This window comes from Burkholderia sp. SCN-KJ (assembly GCF_024656005.1).
Lineage (GTDB): Bacteria > Pseudomonadota > Gammaproteobacteria > Burkholderiales > Burkholderiaceae > Burkholderia.
In genome coordinates, this window is record NZ_JANKOG010000001.1 from 159,425 (window position 1) to 175,423 (window position 15,999).

Genomic DNA, 15,999 nt, shown 5'->3' on the forward strand with positions numbered 1-15,999 from the left:
CTTTCCGCTCCCTCTTACAGCACCTTGGCTTCGGTCTTCAGCTTCTCGACCAGCGTCTTCACGTCCGGCACCTTCACGCCGGCCGCGCGCTTCGGCGGCTCGGCCACCTTCAGCGTCTTCAGACGCGGCGCGACGTCCACGCCCAGGTCTTCCGGCTTCACGGTTTCCAGCGGCTTCTTCTTCGCCTTCATGATGTTCGGCAGCGTCACGTAGCGCGGCTCGTTCAGGCGCAGGTCGGTCGTCACGACCGCCGGCAGCGTCAGCGACAGCGTTTCCGCGCCGCCGTCGACTTCACGTGCCACGGTTGCCTTGCCGTCGGCGATCGTCACCTTCGACGCGAACGTCGCTTGCGGCAGGCCTGCCAGCGCGGCCAGCATCTGGCCCGTCTGGTTCGAATCGTCGTCGATCGCCTGCTTGCCGAGGATCACCAGCTGCGGCTGTTCCTTGTCGACCAGCGCCTTCAGGATCTTCGCGACGGCCAGCGGCTCGACGCTGTCATTCGACTCGACGAGGATCGCGCGATCCGCGCCGATCGCCAGCGCCGTGCGCAGCGTTTCCTGCGCTTGCGTCACGCCGACCGATACCGCGATCACTTCGGTCGCGACACCCGCTTCCTTCAGCCGCACCGCTTCTTCCACCGCGATTTCGTCGAACGGGTTCATCGACATCTTCACGTTCGCGATGTCGACGCCCGTGTTGTCCGACTTCACGCGGACCTTCACGTTGTAATCGACCACTCTTTTCACTGGCACCAGGATTTTCATGCACACGCTCCAAAGTTACGAATACGACCAGAGGCCATTCTATAGCGAGGCCTCATGACTGCGCGGCCAAGCGGACCAATCCATCGCGGCTATCGAGGATAGCGCGCCTCTCCGGCGCGCCGGCAATAGCGAACGGTCGTTCTATTTTAAAAGAGAAAAAACCCGGACGCAAAGCCCGGGTTTTCGATCATCGACTCTAATCGTCACCGGGCGCGCCCCGCATCACGTGTTACCAGGCGGCGATCACCGCTCCGCCGAACTTCTGTTCGATGAACTGCTTCACTTCCGCGGAATGATAGGCCGCGACCAGCTTCGCGACCCACGGCTTGCCCAGGTCGGCCTCGCGAATCGCGAGGACGTTCGCGTACGGGCCGGTCGGGCCCTCGATCGCGATCGCATCCTGTTTCGGTTTCAACCCCGCTTCCATCGCGTAGTTGGTGTTGATCGCCGCCGCGTCGACGTCGCCGAGCGAGCGCGGAATCTGCGCCGCATCGAGCTCGACGATCTTCAGCTTGCGCGGGTTGTCGACGATGTCGAGCGGCGTCGCCTTGAGCCCGGCGTCCGCGCGCAGCTTCAGCAGCCCCTGCTTCTGCAGCAACAGCAGCGCACGGCCGCCGTTGGTCGGATCGTTCGGCACCGCGATGCGCGCGCCCGGCTTCAACTCGGCCAGCGACTTCACCCGCTTCGAATAGATGCCCATCGGGAACGTGACGGTCTCCGCGACCTTGATCAGCTTGTAGCCGCGATCCTTCACCTGCGCCTGCAGATACGGATCGTGCTGGTAGCTGTTCGCGTCGAGATCGCCGGACGCGAGCGCCGCGTTCGGCTGCACGTAATCCGAGAATTCGACGACGCGGATGTCGAGGCCGCCCTTGGCCGCGACCTTCTTCACCACCTCCATGATCTGCGCGTGCGGGCCGCCCGTCACGCCCACCTTGATGGTTTCGGCCTGCGCGTGCGCGCTCGCGAACAGTGCGGCCACGCCGAATGCGGCCGCGAACTTCAGCATGAAGCGTCGTTGCATCGTCTTCCCCCCAACGAATGAATGTCGTTTTTACTTGTGGCTCAGCCGGCGCACGAGCCAGTCGCCGAACGACTGCACGATCTGCACGAACACGATCAGGATCGCGACGACCGTCCACATCACTTCCGGCAGATAGCGCTGGTAGCCGTAGCGGATCCCGAGATCGCCGAGCCCGCCGCCGCCGATCGCACCGGCCATCGCCGAATAGCCGACGAGCGACACGAACGTGATCGTCAGGCCCGCGACGATGCCCGGCAGCGATTCGGGCAGCAGCACCTTGAACACGATCTGCGAGGTCGTCGCACCCATCGACTGGGCGGCCTCGATCAGCCCGCGGTCGACTTCGCGCAGCGCGGTCTCGACCAGCCGCGCGACGAACGGTGCGGCCGCGAGCGTCAGCGGCACGACCGCCGCGGCCGTGCCGATCGACGACCCCGTGACGAGCCGCGTAAACGGAATGACCGCGACCAGCAGGATGATGAACGGCGTCGAGCGCACCGCGTTCACGATGCCGCCGAGCACGCGATTCACGCCCATATTCTGCAGCACGCCCTGGCGGTCTGTCAGGTAGAGCAGCACGCCGAGCGGCAGCCCGACGAGCGCGCCGACCGCCCCCGAGATGCCGACCATGATCAGCGTCTCCCAGAACGACTGCACGAACATATCGAACATCTCACTCAACATACGAAAGCTCCTCTACCACCACACCTTGCTCGCGCAGGAACGCGAGCGCCTGCCCGACCTTGCCCGGTTCGCCGCCCGCGAGCACCGCGAGCGACCCGAACGCCTGCCCCTGGATCTCGTCGATCTGGCCATGCAGGATGTTGAAATCGAGTTCGTACCGGCGGATCGTCTCCGACAGGATCGGCTGGTCGACACCCGAGCCGGTGAACGCGAGCCGCAGCAGATGCCCGCTGCCCGTCTTCAGCCGCTCGGCCACGCGCGCCTTCAGCGCCGGCGGCAGTTCCTGCGCGATCACGTCGCCGATCAGCGCGCGCGTCACTTCGTGATGCGGCTGCAGGAACACGTCGATCACGCGGCCCTCTTCGACCACGCGGCCCGCGTCGAGCACCGCCACGCGATCGCACACCTGCTTGATGACTTCCATCTGGTGCGTGATCAGCACGATCGTCAGGCCGAGTTCGCGGTTGATGCGCTTCAGCAGGTCGAGGATCGCGCGCGTGGTCTCGGGGTCGAGCGCCGACGTCGCTTCGTCCGACAGCAGCACCTTCGGCTTGCTCGCGAGCGCGCGGGCGATGCCGACGCGCTGCTTCTGGCCGCCGCTGATCTGCGCCGGATAGCGATCCTTCTGCGCGGACAGCCCGACGAGGTCGAGCAGCGGCAGCACGGCCGCCTCGATCTCGGCACGGCTCGCGCCGGCCAGCTCGAGCGGCAGCGCGACGTTGTCGAACACCGTGCGCGACGACAGCAGGTTGAAGTGCTGGAAGATCATGCCGATTTCGCGGCGCGCTTCGCGCAGCGCGCCGGACGACAGCAGCGTGAGATCGCGTCCCCCGACGACGACATTGCCTTCGGTCGGCCGCGTGAGCAGGTTGATGGTGCGCACGAGCGTGCTCTTGCCGGCGCCGCTTCGGCCGATGATGCCGAACACCTCTCCCTGCGGGATCGTCAGATTGACGTTGTGCAATGCGTCGACCCAGCCGGTCGGCCCGGGGAAACGCTGCGACAGATTGCGTAATTCGATCATGTAAACAAAACGGCGGCCGGCTGGCGAGGCCCGCCAGTCGGCCGCCGATGCATCTGGAAATAGCCGGCGATTTTACCGCAAACGTCTCATTCCACTTAATAATCGATTTCGATCTTTTCATAACCAGACGAAATTAGAGGAGCGCTGCTGGCCCGGCGCACGGGGACCGCGACTATGATCCGGAACACCGATGCCAACCAGACAGGGGACCCGCCAGATGACCGCCACCACCACGCAGGCCGCCGCACCCGCCGCCACCTTGGCATCAGGCCCGGTATCGCCGCCCGCCCCGCGAATGGGCCGGCTGCGTACCGCGGACGGGCTCGAACTGGCGTCGTATCGCTGGCCGGCCGGCGACGGCACGGTGCCGCCGCTTGCGACGATCGCGCTCGTCCACGGCCTCGCCGAGCATGCGGGCCGTTACGCGGCGCTCGCGGCCAGATTGAACGCGGCGGGCATCGATGTGCTGGCGATCGATCTGCGCGGGCACGGCCAGTCGCCCGGCAAACGCGCATGGGTCGAGCGTTTCGACGATTACCTGAACGATGCGGATGCGCTGGTTGCCGAAGCCGCCCGCGGCGCCATGCCGCTCTTCCTGATGGGGCACAGCATGGGCGGCGCCGTCGCGGCGCTGTATGCGATCGAACGCGTGCCGGCTCGCGGCCACGCGCTGGCGGGCCTCGTGCTGTCGAGCCCGGCGCTCGCGCCGGGACGCGACGTGCCGCGCTGGATGCTCGCGATGAGCCGCTTCATCAGCCGCGTGTGGCCGAGCTTCCCTGCAATCAGGATCGATGCGGCGCTGCTGTCGCGCGATCCGGCCGTCGTCGCGGCCAATCGCGCCGATCCGCTCGTGCACCACGGCGCGGTGCCGGCGCGCACCGGCGCCGAAATCCTCGATGCGATGGCGCGCATCGAGCGCGGTCGCGGCGCGCTGCGCGTGCCGGTGCTCGTCTATCACGGCACCGAGGACAAGCTGACCGAACCCGATGGAAGCCGCGCGTTCGGCGCCCGCGTCGGCTCGCCCGATCGCACGCTGACGCTATACGAAGGCGGGTTCCACGAAACGATGAACGATCTCGAGCGCGACCGCGTGATCGATGCGCTGATCGCGTGGATTCACGCGCACGTGCCGGCGCGCTGAGCGCGCGCCGATCCGCTGTCGGTCAGATGCCGGCCAGCACGCGCAGGTGCGCGACGACGCTGCGCCCGAGTGCCGACAGGTTGTAGCCGCCCTCGAGACAGCTGACGATGCGGCCCTGCGCATGCCGGCGCGCGACGTCGACGACCTGCGCGGTCAGCCACTCGAAATCGGATTCGACGAGACCGAGGTTGCCGATGTCGTCCTCGCGATGCGCGTCGAAACCGGCCGACACGAACAGCATTTGCGGCTTGAACGCGTCGAGACGCGGCAGCCAGAACATGTCGACCGCTTCGCGGATCGCCATCCCGTTGCTGCGCGCAGGCATCGGCAGGTTGACCATGTTCGGCGCCTGGTGATCGGCGCCCGAGAACGGGTACAGCGGATGCTGGAAGAAGCTGCACATCAGCACGCGCTCGTCGTTCGCGAACGCAGCTTCGGTGCCGTTGCCGTGGTGCACGTCGAAATCGATGATCGCGACCCGCTCGAGGCCGTGCACGTCGAGCGCGTGCCGCGCGGCGATCGCGACGTTGTTGAAGAAGCAGAAGCCCATCGCGCGCGCGGGTTCCGCGTGATGGCCGGGCGGCCGAACGCTGCAGAACGCATTCGCGTAGCGGCCTCCGATCACCGCGTCGGTCGCCGCGATCGCGGCGCCGGCCGCACGCAGCGCGGCGCGCCACGTGTCGCGGTTCATCAGCGTGTCGGGATCGATCTCGACGTAGCCGTCGACGGGCATCATGCTGCGGATGTAGTCGATATGGGCCTGCGTATGCACGCGGCCCAGCGCCACCTCGCTCGCGAACGGCGCGGTTTCGTGCACGATCAGGTCGTCGATGCGGCTCGCGATCAGCTGATCCTGGATCGCCGACAGTCGGGCCGGGCATTCCGGATGCCATTCCCCCATCTCGTGCAGCATGCAGTCGGGGTGCGTATAGAAGGCGGTTGCCATAAGCTGTCATCCGCGACGCGGGGTGCGCCGCAGGTCTCCATCAATGATGTCCATCGTCTGCCGCGAATTCGCCGCTAACTTACCACAACGATGCGCTGCTACGCCCCGTCACGCAAGGTGCGTCGGGTATACTGCGCCGAACCCCATCGCCCTGTCCGCCCGCTTCGACATGAATTCCAGCAAGCCTGCCGCCCTTCTCTCCGCACTATTGCGCGTTCGCGTTCCGCTCGTTGCCGCTGCCGTCGCCGCTACCCTGGCCGCCGCACCCGCCGTCGCGCAAACACAGCCTGCGAAGTCCCCCGGCACGCTCGTCGCGCAGGCGCAACCGCAGCAGCCGGCGCCGCCGGGCCAGACCTTCGAAGAGGAGATCGTTCCGCAGCGTTACGCGAGCAACGCGAAGGTCGATGCGTTCATCGACGAGATGGTGAGCCGCAACGGCTTCGATTCCGCGAGCCTGCATGCGCTGTTCTCGCGCGTCAGCTACTCGGCCACGGCCGTGAAACTCGTGAAGCCGGCGCCGACGCCTTCGGTGAAGAACTGGAGCGTCTATCGTTCGCGCTTCATCGAACCGATCCGCATCAACGCGGGCGTGAAGTTCTGGAAGGCGAACCAGGCGACGCTGCAGCGCGCGTCCCAGGAATTCGGCGTGCCGCCCGAAGTGATCGTCGGCATCATCGGCGTCGAAACGATCTACGGCCGCTACATGGGCAACTTCCGCGTGCTCGATACGCTGACGACGCTCACGTTCGACTACCCGGACACGCCGAATCGCGACAGTCGCCAGGCCACGTTCCGCAAGAACCTCGAGGACTTCCTCGTCTGGACCCGCGACAACCAGCTCGACCCGACCACCGTGCTCGGCTCGTACACGGGCGCGATCGGCATCCCGCAGTTCCTGCCGAGCAGCATCCGCGAGTATGCGGTCGACTACGACGGCGGCGGCCACGTCGATCTGCGCAGCAGTCCTGCCGATGCGATCGGCAGCGTCGCAAACTACCTGAAGCAGCACGGCTGGGAAACCGATCGCCCGGTGGTCTGGCGGATCACGCCCGACACGGGCAGCCTCGGCATCGCCCAGGCGGCCGCGGACGGCCAGCCCGAACCGCACTGGGCACTGTCGCAGCTGCTGCGCGCCGGCATGACGCTCAACGAGCCGACGGTCAATATCACCACCGAAGCCGGCACGCCGGTGACCGTGGTCGATCTGCCGTCGCCGGGGCGCGCGACCGAGTACATGCTCGGCCTCAAGAACTTCTACGTGCTGACGCGCTACAACCGCAGCTTCTTCTACGCGCTCACCGTGTACCAGCTCGGCGAAGCCGTGAAGGCGCAGATGGAAGCGAGCGGCGCACTGCCGCTGCCCGCGGCGGACACGGAAGCGCCGGCGCAGTAAGCTCGGCCCGCGCAAAGAAAAAACGCCGCTCGTGCGGCGCTTTTTTTCGCGTGATCCTGCCGATGCCGTTCCGGCTCAGGCAGGAAACACGCCGGTCGACAGGTAGCGGTCGCCGCGATCGCAGACGATGAACACGATCGTCGCGTTCTCGACCTGGCGCGCGATGCGCATCGCGACTTCGCATGCGCCACCCGACGAGATGCCGGCAAAGATGCCTTCGACGGCCGCGAGCCGGCGCGCCATCGTTTCGGACGCGGCCTGGCTCACGCTCTCGACGCGATCGACGCGGCTGCGATCGAAGATCGTCGGCATATAGGCCTCCGGCCACTTGCGAATGCCCGGGATGCGCGACCCTTCTTCCGGCTGCGCGCCAACGATCTCGATCGCCGGATTCTGTTCCTTCAGGAAACGCGACGTGCCCATGATCGTGCCCGTCGTGCCCATCGCCGACACGAAGTGCGTGACGCGCCCCTCGGTGTCGCGCCAGATCTCCGGGCCCGTTCCTTCGTAGTGCGCGATCGGGTTGTCAGGGTTCCCGAACTGATCGAGGATCACGCCCTTGCCTTCGCGCTGCATCTGCTCCGCGAGGTCGCGCGCCAGTTCCATCCCGCCCTTTACCGGCGTCAGAATGATTTCGGCACCGTACGCGGCCATGCTCTGGCGACGCTCGACCGACAGGTCCTCCGGCATGATCAGCACCATCTTGTAACCGCGGATCGCCGCGGCCATCGCGAGCGCGATGCCCGTATTGCCGCTCGTCGCCTCGATCAGCGTATCGCCCGGCTTGATGCGGCCGCGCGCCTCGGCCTTGCTGATCATCGACAGCGCCGGGCGATCCTTCACGGAACCGGCCGGATTGTTGCCTTCCAGCTTGGCGAGCAACACGTTGTTGCGTGCGCGAATCTCGTCGTCCGGCAGGCGGACCAGTTGCACGAGCGGCGTGTTGCCGATCGTGTCTTCGATAGTTTTGTAAGCCATGGAGATACCGTGAGTGCGAGGCTGATCAATCGATTGATTGTAAACCAGCGCCGGAGCTCGCGCCGGCAACCCCCATTGCGACGGTGGAATAGGCGTGCCCGCGATTCACGATTGTGCGCGTGCAGCATGCACGCAAAAAACCCGCGGCATGCCGCGGGAAGCCGTCGCAACGACGGCGACTGAAGGAGCCCTTCGCCTCGCGTGCGTTACTTCTGCGCAGTGCGGGCGGGCGCCGCGGCAGGTTTCACTGCCGCGGGCTTGCCCGCGGCGGGTGCCTGCGCACCCGAGCCTGCTGCGCCGATCGTCAACCCCTCCTGCTGTAGGCGCTCGACCGTATGGCCGCCCATGCCTTTCACGCGCGATGCAAGATCGTCTGCATTCCTGAACGGACCGCGTGCGCCGCGCTCGTCGAGAATCGCCTTTGCCCGCGCGGGACCGATGCCCTTGATGCCGACGAGTGCATCCTCGTTCGCGGTGTTGACGTCGACGGCCGCCCAGGCCGACGCGATCGCGCCGAACATCGCGGCGGCGGCAAACCATTTCCTGATCATGTGCTGGATCTCCGATGAAAAACGGTCGGCGGCTGCCGACCGTGAGACCCAGTCTAGCGATGCGACGCGCGGACTTAAACCTGGCCGGACAGCCAACGCACGTAGCGGTCGACACCTTCCTGCACCGTCAGGAACGGCGCATCGTAGCCGGCAGCACGCAGTTTCGTCTGGTCGGCCTGCGTGAAGCACTGGTACTTGCCGCGCAGCGCATCCGGGAACGGCACGTATTCGATCAGCCCCTGCTCGACCTGCTGCGCGAGCGTCAGTGGCGGCAGGCCGTCGAGCGCGCGCAGCGTGTTCACGACGGTCGACGCGATGTCGTTGAACGGTTGTGCGCGGCCGGTGCCGAGGTTGAAGATGCCCGACTTCTCCGGATGATCGAAGAAGAACAGGTTCACCTTCGCGACATCCTCGATCGACACGAAGTCGCGCGTCTGCTCGCCCGGCGCATAACCGTTGTACTCGCCGAACAGCTTGACCTTGCCTTCCGCGCGGAACTGGTTGAAGTTGTGGAACGCGACCGACGCCATGCGGCCCTTGTGCGTCTCGCGCGGGCCGTACACGTTGAAGTAGCGGAACCCGGCGATCTGGCTCTTCGCGCTCGGCAGCACGCGGCGGACCACCTGGTCGAACAGGAACTTCGAATAGCCGTAGACGTTCAGCGGCGCCTCGACCTCACGCTCCTCGACGAAGCGCGTCGAGCCGCCGTAGGTCGCCGCCGACGACGCATACAGGAACTGCGCGCCCTGCGCGAGGCACGCATCGAGCACCGCGCGGCTGTAGCGGAAGTTGTTGTCCATCATGTAGCGGCCGTCGGTTTCCATCGTGTCCGAACAGGCGCCTTCGTGGAACACCGCGCGTACCTTGCCGAAATCGCCGCGTGCGAAGCGTTCGACGAATTCCGTCTTGTCGAGATAGTCGTCGATCTCGCAATCGACGAGATTGCGGAACTTTTCCGCGCGCGTCAGATTGTCGACCGCGATGATGCGCGACTCGCCACGCTCGTTGAGCGCCTTGACGAGGTTCGCGCCGATAAAACCGGCTGCGCCGGTGACGATGATGGTCATGGTCGTCCTGCCTGAAAAATGGGAGCCGTCCGGCCGGCGCGTGCGCCGCCCGATGCGCTCAGTGAAACAGTTCGTCGTAGCCGACGGTCGCCGTGCCGAGCTTGCCGACCACGATACCCGCGGCACGGTTCGCCAGCACGACGGCGTCGACGAGCGGCACGCCTGCGCCGAGCATCGTCGCGACGGTCGCGATCACGGTATCGCCCGCCCCCGACACGTCGTACACCTCGCGCGCGAGCGCCGGCGCGTGCAGTTCGCCCGCGGCGGAAAAGAGCGTCATCCCCTCTTCCGAACGCGTGAGCAGCAACGCATCGAGATCGAGCTCCGCGCGCAGCTTGGCGACGCGCGCGCGAAGGTCGTCTTCCGAATGCCACTGACCGACGACTTCGCGCAACTCCGCGCGGTTCGGCGTGATCAGCGAGGCGCCGCGATAGCGCGCCCAGTCGCCGCCCTTCGGATCGACGAGCACCGGCTTGTCGGCCGCGCGCGCCTTCTCGATCATCGTCGTCACGTGCGTCAGCCCGCCTTTCGCGTAATCCGACATCAGCACGACGTCGTGCTGCGGCAGCAGCGCGTCGAACCGCGCGAGCCCGGCGAGCAGCACCTCGTGCGTCGGCATCGCTTCGAAATCGACGCGCAGCAGCTGCTGCTGGCGCGCAAGCACGCGCAGCTTGATGGTGGTCGGCAGCGCAGCGTCGCGCTCGAGATGGGGCGTGACGCCACTGCTGCCGAGCAGCTCGACGATCCGCTCGCCGGGTTCGTCGCAGCCGACCACGCACAGCAGCCCGGCCTGGGCGCCGAGCGTCACGGCGTTGCGCGCGACGTTGGCCGCGCCGCCGAGCCGCTCTTCCTGGCGCTGCACGTGCACGACGGGCACCGGCGCTTCCGGTGAAATACGGTCGACGTTGCCGAACCAGTAGCGGTCGAGCATCACGTCGCCGACCACGAGCACCCGCGAACGCGCGAGCTGCGCGCGCGGGACCGGCACCACTTCGCGAAGGGTCGTCATCGTGCGCTCATCCACGGGAGGAGGACTGCGGATCGACATGCGGACGCCCGATCGCATGGTAGTCGAAGCCGAGTTCGGCCATCGCGTCCGGTTCGTACAGGTTGCGTCCGTCGAAGATCACCGGCGCCTTCAGTTCGGCCTTCAGGCGCGTGAAATCCGGGCTCCGGAATTCCTTCCACTCGGTGACGATCACGAGCGCATCCGCGGCGCTCAGGGCCGCGTCCTGGGTATCGACGAAATGCAGACGCGCAAGCGCGTCGGAAGCCTCGCCGAGATCGAGCGCAAACACGCGGCGCGCCTCGTCGATCGCGACCGGATCGTACGCGCGCACGATCGCGCCGCGCCCGAGCAGTGCGGCGATCAGCCGACGGCTCGGCGCCTCGCGCATGTCGTCCGTATTCGGCTTGAACGCGAGGCCCCAGACCGCGAATTCGCGACCGGTCAGGTCCGCGCCGAAGCGCTGCTCGATCTTGCCGATCAGCACGTCCTTCTGTGCCGAGTTGGCCGCTTCGACGGCCTCCAGGATGCGCAGCGGCTGGCCGTTCTCGCCGGCGGTGCGGATCAGTGCCTGAACGTCCTTCGGGAAGCACGAGCCGCCGTAGCCGACGCCCGCGTACAGGAAGTGATAGCCGATGCGCGGATCGGAACCGATCCCGCGGCGCACGGCCTCGATGTCGGCACCGACCTTGTCGGCGAGATTCGACATCTCGTTCATGAACGAGATGCGGGTCGCGAGCATCGCATTCGCCGCATATTTCGCGAATTCCGCCGAACGCACGTCCATGTAGATCGTGCGCTCGTGATTGCGGTTGAACGGTGCGTACAGCTTCTTCATCCTTTCGCGCGCCACCGTGCCCGTCTCGTCGTCGTCGACGCCGATGACGATCCGGTCCGGGCGCATGAAGTCCTCGACTGCCGCGCCTTCCTTCAGGAATTCCGGATTCGATACGACCGAGAAACGGTGCGCGACGCTGCCCGCGAGCCCGCGGGCGCCGAGCGCCTCGTCGACCACCGCGCGCACGCGCTGCGCGGTGCCGACCGGCACCGTCGACTTGTCGACGATCACCTTGAAACCGGTCATGTAGCGACCGATGTTGCGCGCGGCCTCGAGCACGTATTGCAGGTCGGCCGAACCGTCCTCGTCGGGCGGCGTGCCGACGGCGATGAACTGGATCTCGCCGTGCGCGACGCTCGCCTCGATGTCCGTCGAGAAACGCAGACGCCCTGCCGCGCGATTGCGCGCGATGATGTCCAGCAGGCCCGGTTCGTGAATCGGCATCCCGCCATTGTTCAGGATCTCGATCTTGCGCGGATCGACGTCCAGACAGAAGACGTCGTGGCCGATCTCGGCGAGGCAGGAGCCTGTGACGAGACCGACATAGCCGGTGCCGATGATGGTGATTTTCATAGATGTTCCGGTACGTCCCGGTAATTGACTAACTTGCCCGCCGGGCCGGACCCGGCGGGAACCGCAGTGCGTCGGCGCCGCGCGCCGGGATCAACCCGGCATCGCAGGTTCGACGCGGCGCGGCGCATAGGTTTCCCAGCCGCTGCATCCGGGGCACTGCCAGTAGAAGAGCCGTGCCCGGAAACCGCAATTCTGGCACGTATAGCGTGGCAGATTTTTGGTGCGCTGCTTGATCAGCGCGCGCATCATTTCAAGTTCCTTACGGCGCGGCTCGTCGGCGGCCGCGATCTGCGCATCGAGCAGGTGCAGCATGCCCGACAGGTTCGGCGACTTCTCCATCTGCGTGCGCGCGAGCGTATGTGCCGCGTCCTGGCCGCGCAACCCGGCGATGTGCTGATACGCAACATCGAGCAGGTCGTTCGACGGATAGCGATCGACGTAGCCCATCAGCAGCTCGGCGCCCTCGACCGGCTTGTCGAGCGCGACATAGGCCTTCATCAGCTTGTCTGCGACGAGCGGCAGATAAGCGGGATTTTGCGCCTCGACGCGCTTCCAGTGCTCGATCGCGGCCGCGTGATCGCCCGCCGCCTGCGCGGCATCACCCGACAGGATCGTCGCGCGGACGTTCTGCGGGTTCGCGGCAAGCGCGAGCTTCAACTGCTCGGCCGCGGCCGTGGCGTTCTTGCGTTGCAGCGCGTCCTGCGCGAGTTCGCAATGGAACTGCGCGATTTCGGTGCCGAGCGGCTTGTCGCTCATCGATTCGATGCGCTTCGCGGTGTCGATCGACTTGTTCCAGTCCTTCTCGATCTCGTAGATCGTCAGCAGCGCCCGCTGCGCGCCCAGCGCGTAGTCGCCGTCGGCGAGCCGGTGGAAGGCCTCCTCGGCACGATCGAGCAGCCCGGCCTTCAGGAAATCCTGGCCGAGCTCGTACAGCGCATGGTCGCGCTCGTTGACCGGCAGGTCCGTGCGGCTCAGCAGATTCTGGTGCACGCGGATCGCACGGTCCGTTTCGCCGCGACGGCGGAACAGGTTGCCGAGCGCGAAGTGCAGCTCGACCGTCTCGGGGTCGAGTTTCGCGACCTCGATGAACGCGTCGATCGCCTTGTCCGGTTGTTCGTTCAACAGAAAGTTCAGGCCGCGGAAATACGATCGCGGCAGGTTGGCGCTCTCCGACAGGAGGTTCTTCAGGTCATAGCGTGACGCCGCCCAGCCGAGCGCGAACGCCACCGGAATCGCGAGCAACCACCAGAAATCCAGATCCATGCGAAATATCGAAGCAGAGACGAAAACCGCGCGGGAGTCGCGCGGCGTCCGTGTTAAATGACGGGCGGCATCGGCGGCTGGTCGACGATGGCCGGGGTTTCGCGCGCCGCACGCAGGTCGCGCTTCAGGCGCCCGTTCTCGAGGCGCAGGCGGAACATCGCCGGCAGTGCCGACAGCAGGCCGGCCAGCAGCCCGACGACGAAGAACGCGAGACCGATCAGGATCAGCGGCGCCTGCCATGCGTAGCCGGCAACGAAATTCAGCGTCGCGGTTTGCGTATTGGCCAGTGCGAGCACCAGCAGCAGCACGAACACCAATACCCGGATCAGCCAGACGATAAACTTCATGTAGCCCTCTCTTTGTTGAGGTTTGCCGCGGCGCGCGACTCCCCTTCGCGGCGCCGAATCGACCCGTATTGTAAAGGAAGCGTTTCCGCGTCACCGCACATCCTGCGGATGCGCATTGCCGCACGGCAGCCGGAAATGAAAAAAGCGCCCGCAAGGGGCGCTTTTTTCTTCAGCCTTCGCCGGACGGATTCCGGGCAAGCCGAACGACGTTCAACGTTCGTCGTCCGGATCATCAGCTTTCAGCGGCTCGCCGGCGCGGCCGTCGACGCGTTCACGCAATTCCTTGCCGGGCTTGAAGTGAGGCACGAACTTCTCGGGCACCTGCACTTTCTCTCCCGACTTCGGGTTGCGTCCGACGCGCGCCGGGCGACGGTTGAGGCCGAAGCTGCCGAAACCCCGAATTTCGATGCGATGCCCCTTCGCCAGGGCGTCGGACATCGCATCGAGCATCGTTTTCACCGCGAAATCCGCATCCTTGAGGACAAGTTGCGGAAATCGCAGTGCCAGCTGCGCGACCAACTCGGATTTGGTCATACTTCAGCAGACCTCGTGAGGCTTACTGGTTCTGGCCGTCGAGCTTCGCCTTCAGCAGCGCGCCGAGGTTGGTCGTACCGGTCGCAGCAGCGCTGGTGTCCGACTGCAGGCCGCGGATCGCTTCCTGTTGTTCAGCCGAATCCTTCGCCTTGATCGACAGGTTGATGCCACGCGACTTGCGATCGATGTTGATCACCATCGCGTTGACCTTGTCGCCTTCCTTCAGCACGTTGCGTGCGTCTTCGACGCGATCCTGCGAGATTTCCGATGCACGCAGGTAGCCTTCGATGTCGCCCGTCAGCGTGATGACAGCGCCCTTCGCATCGACCGACTTCACCACGCCGTCGACGATCGAACCCTTGTCGTTCATTGCAACGTAGTTGCTGAACGGGTCGCCTTCGAGCTGCTTGATGCCGAGCGAAATACGCTCCTTCTCGACGTCGATACCGAGCACGATCGCTTCGACTTCGTCGCCCTTCTTGTACTTGCGAACGGCTTCTTCGCCGGCTTCGCTCCACGACAGGTCCGACAGGTGGACCAGGCCATCGATGCCGCCCGGCAGACCGATGAACACGCCGAAGTCGGTGATCGACTTGATTGCGCCCGTGATCTTGTCGCCCTTCTTGAAGTTGCGGCTGAAGTCATCCCACGGATTCGGCTTGCACTGCTTCATGCCGAGGCTGATACGACGACGGTCTTCGTCGATCTCGAGGACCATGACTTCGACTTCGTCGCCCAGCTGGACAACCTTCGACGGTGCAACGTTCTTGTTGGTCCAGTCCATTTCCGACACGTGGACGAGGCCTTCGATGCCCGATTCCACTTCGACGAATGCGCCGTAGTCGGTGATGTTCGTGACCTTGCCGAACAGGCGCGTGCCCGACGGGTAACGGCGCGAGATGCCTTCCCACGGATCGTCGCCCAGTTGCTTGATGCCCAGCGAGACGCGGTTCTTCTCTTGGTCGAACTTGAGGATCTTCGCGGTGACTTCCTGGCCAACCGACAGGACTTCGCTCGGGTGACGCACGCGACGCCATGCGATGTCGGTGATGTGCAGCAGGCCGTCGATGCCGCCGAGGTCGACGAACGCGCCGTAGTCGGTGATGTTCTTGACCACGCCGTTGACGATCGCGCCTTCCTTCAGCGTCTCGAGCAGCTTCGCGCGCTCTTCGCCTTGCGTTGCTTCGATCACTGCACGACGCGACAGCACGACGTTGTTACGCTTGCGATCGAGCTTGATCACGCGGAACTCGAGCGTCTTGCCTTCGTACGGGGTCGTGTCCTTGACCGGACGCGTGTCGACCAGCGAACCCGGCAGGAACGCGCGGATGCCGTTGACCATCACGGTCATGCCGCCCTTCACCTTGCCGGTGATCGTGCCGGTGACGAGTTCGTTGTTGTCGAGGGCCTTTTCCAGCGACAGCCACGATGCCAGGCGCTTCGCCTTGTCGCGCGACAGGATCGTGTCGCCGTAGCCGTTTTCGAGTGCGTCGATCGCGACGGACACGAAATCGCCCGACTGCACCTCAACCTCGCCCTGATCGTTCAGGAATTCCTCGATCGGAATGTAAGCCTCGGACTTCAGGCCTGCATTGACGACCACGAAGTTGTGGTCGACGCGCACGACTTCGGCGGAAATCACTTCGCCGGCGCGCATGTCTTGACGGGTCAGCGACTCTTCGAACAGAGCCGCAAAGGATTCGGTATTCGGGGTGGAGGTTTGCAGGTCGGACATAAAAATCTGATTGTGCATGGCTCGCTGTGCCACGCCGGCCGGAATGGCAGGCTGAAAGGGCCAGATCGAGGTCCATACGGGGTTAAGGGTTCGAAACACGCTCCGCGCTGCCCGCGCGAAGCACCTACTGC

At 65.5% G+C, this 15,999-nt stretch carries 16 protein-coding genes; 2 read left to right on the forward strand and 14 right to left on the reverse strand.

What is annotated here, in order from left to right; translation table 11 throughout:
* Positions 1-14: 14 nt before the first annotated feature.
* The 4 genes from NQV17_RS00740 to NQV17_RS00755 form a co-directional block, all read right to left on the reverse strand.
* Positions 15-764 (reverse strand): electron transfer flavoprotein subunit beta/FixA family protein, encoded by a 750-nt coding sequence (locus NQV17_RS00740; RefSeq protein ID WP_021157446.1) that lies wholly within the window; start codon positions 762-764, stop codon positions 15-17.
* A gap of 229 nt (positions 765-993) precedes the next feature.
* Positions 994-1,788 carry a MetQ/NlpA family ABC transporter substrate-binding protein gene (locus NQV17_RS00745; protein ID WP_257767928.1) on the reverse strand — a complete coding sequence of 265 codons (795 nt, stop codon included), beginning with the start codon at positions 1,786-1,788 and terminating at the stop codon, positions 994-996.
* A gap of 30 nt (positions 1,789-1,818) precedes the next feature.
* Positions 1,819-2,472, reverse strand: a complete 654-nt coding sequence (locus tag NQV17_RS00750; RefSeq protein ID WP_257767930.1) for a methionine ABC transporter permease — start codon at positions 2,470-2,472, stop codon at positions 1,819-1,821.
* Positions 2,462-3,496 carry a methionine ABC transporter ATP-binding protein gene (locus tag NQV17_RS00755; RefSeq protein ID WP_044844826.1) on the reverse strand — a complete coding sequence of 345 codons (1,035 nt, stop codon included), beginning with the start codon at positions 3,494-3,496 and terminating at the stop codon, positions 2,462-2,464. The genes NQV17_RS00750 and NQV17_RS00755 overlap by 11 nt, the downstream gene beginning before the upstream one ends.
* A 217-nt stretch (positions 3,497-3,713) precedes the next feature.
* Here NQV17_RS00755 and NQV17_RS00760 point away from each other — a divergent pair, with 217 nt between their 5' ends.
* Complete coding sequence (locus NQV17_RS00760; RefSeq protein WP_257767933.1) at positions 3,714-4,637, forward strand: alpha/beta hydrolase; 924 nt, start codon at positions 3,714-3,716, stop codon at positions 4,635-4,637.
* A 22-nt stretch (positions 4,638-4,659) separates the two neighbouring features.
* On the opposite strand, the gene NQV17_RS00765 is transcribed toward NQV17_RS00760, so the two are convergent.
* Positions 4,660-5,583, reverse strand: coding sequence for a histone deacetylase family protein (locus NQV17_RS00765; RefSeq protein WP_257767935.1), 924 nt, complete (start codon positions 5,581-5,583; stop codon positions 4,660-4,662).
* 43 nt (positions 5,584-5,626) lie between these two features.
* Here NQV17_RS00765 and mltB point away from each other — a divergent pair, with 43 nt between their 5' ends.
* Positions 5,627-6,976 (forward strand): lytic murein transglycosylase B, encoded by a 1,350-nt coding sequence (gene mltB / locus NQV17_RS00770; protein WP_257767937.1) that lies wholly within the window; start codon positions 5,627-5,629, stop codon positions 6,974-6,976.
* A gap of 75 nt (positions 6,977-7,051) precedes the next feature.
* Here the strand turns inward: mltB and cysM are convergent, their stop codons facing one another.
* The 9 genes from cysM to rpsA form a co-directional block, all read right to left on the reverse strand.
* On the reverse strand, positions 7,052-7,954 hold the full coding sequence (cysM, locus tag NQV17_RS00775) for a cysteine synthase CysM (protein ID WP_044844830.1): 903 nt from the start codon (positions 7,952-7,954) through the stop codon (positions 7,052-7,054).
* 206 nt (positions 7,955-8,160) lie between these two features.
* Positions 8,161-8,505, reverse strand: a complete 345-nt coding sequence (locus tag NQV17_RS00780; RefSeq protein WP_044844831.1) for a helix-hairpin-helix domain-containing protein — start codon at positions 8,503-8,505, stop codon at positions 8,161-8,163.
* Positions 8,506-8,579: 74 nt separating this feature from the next.
* Positions 8,580-9,572 (reverse strand): ADP-glyceromanno-heptose 6-epimerase, encoded by a 993-nt coding sequence (gene rfaD / locus NQV17_RS00785; protein WP_257767944.1) that lies wholly within the window; start codon positions 9,570-9,572, stop codon positions 8,580-8,582.
* A 58-nt stretch (positions 9,573-9,630) separates the two neighbouring features.
* Complete coding sequence (gene rfaE1 / locus NQV17_RS00790; protein ID WP_257767946.1) at positions 9,631-10,581, reverse strand: D-glycero-beta-D-manno-heptose-7-phosphate kinase; 951 nt, start codon at positions 10,579-10,581, stop codon at positions 9,631-9,633.
* A 7-nt stretch (positions 10,582-10,588) separates the two neighbouring features.
* Positions 10,589-11,989 carry a UDP-glucose/GDP-mannose dehydrogenase family protein gene (locus tag NQV17_RS00795; protein WP_257767948.1) on the reverse strand — a complete coding sequence of 467 codons (1,401 nt, stop codon included), beginning with the start codon at positions 11,987-11,989 and terminating at the stop codon, positions 10,589-10,591.
* 90 nt (positions 11,990-12,079) lie between these two features.
* Complete coding sequence (lapB, locus tag NQV17_RS00800; RefSeq protein ID WP_257767950.1) at positions 12,080-13,252, reverse strand: lipopolysaccharide assembly protein LapB; 1,173 nt, start codon at positions 13,250-13,252, stop codon at positions 12,080-12,082.
* 53 nt (positions 13,253-13,305) lie between these two features.
* Entirely contained in the window at positions 13,306-13,599 is a 294-nt protein-coding gene (locus tag NQV17_RS00805; protein WP_044844835.1) for a lipopolysaccharide assembly protein LapA domain-containing protein, read from the reverse strand.
* A gap of 210 nt (positions 13,600-13,809) precedes the next feature.
* A complete protein-coding gene (locus NQV17_RS00810) occupies positions 13,810-14,133 on the reverse strand; it encodes an integration host factor subunit beta (protein ID WP_034187427.1) in 324 nt (107 codons plus the stop codon).
* Between the two features lie 22 nt (positions 14,134-14,155).
* Positions 14,156-15,868: a 30S ribosomal protein S1 gene (gene rpsA, locus NQV17_RS00815; protein WP_044844859.1), complete on the reverse strand. Its 1,713-nt coding sequence runs from the start codon at positions 15,866-15,868 to the stop codon at positions 14,156-14,158.
* Positions 15,869-15,999: the final 131 nt, after the last annotated feature.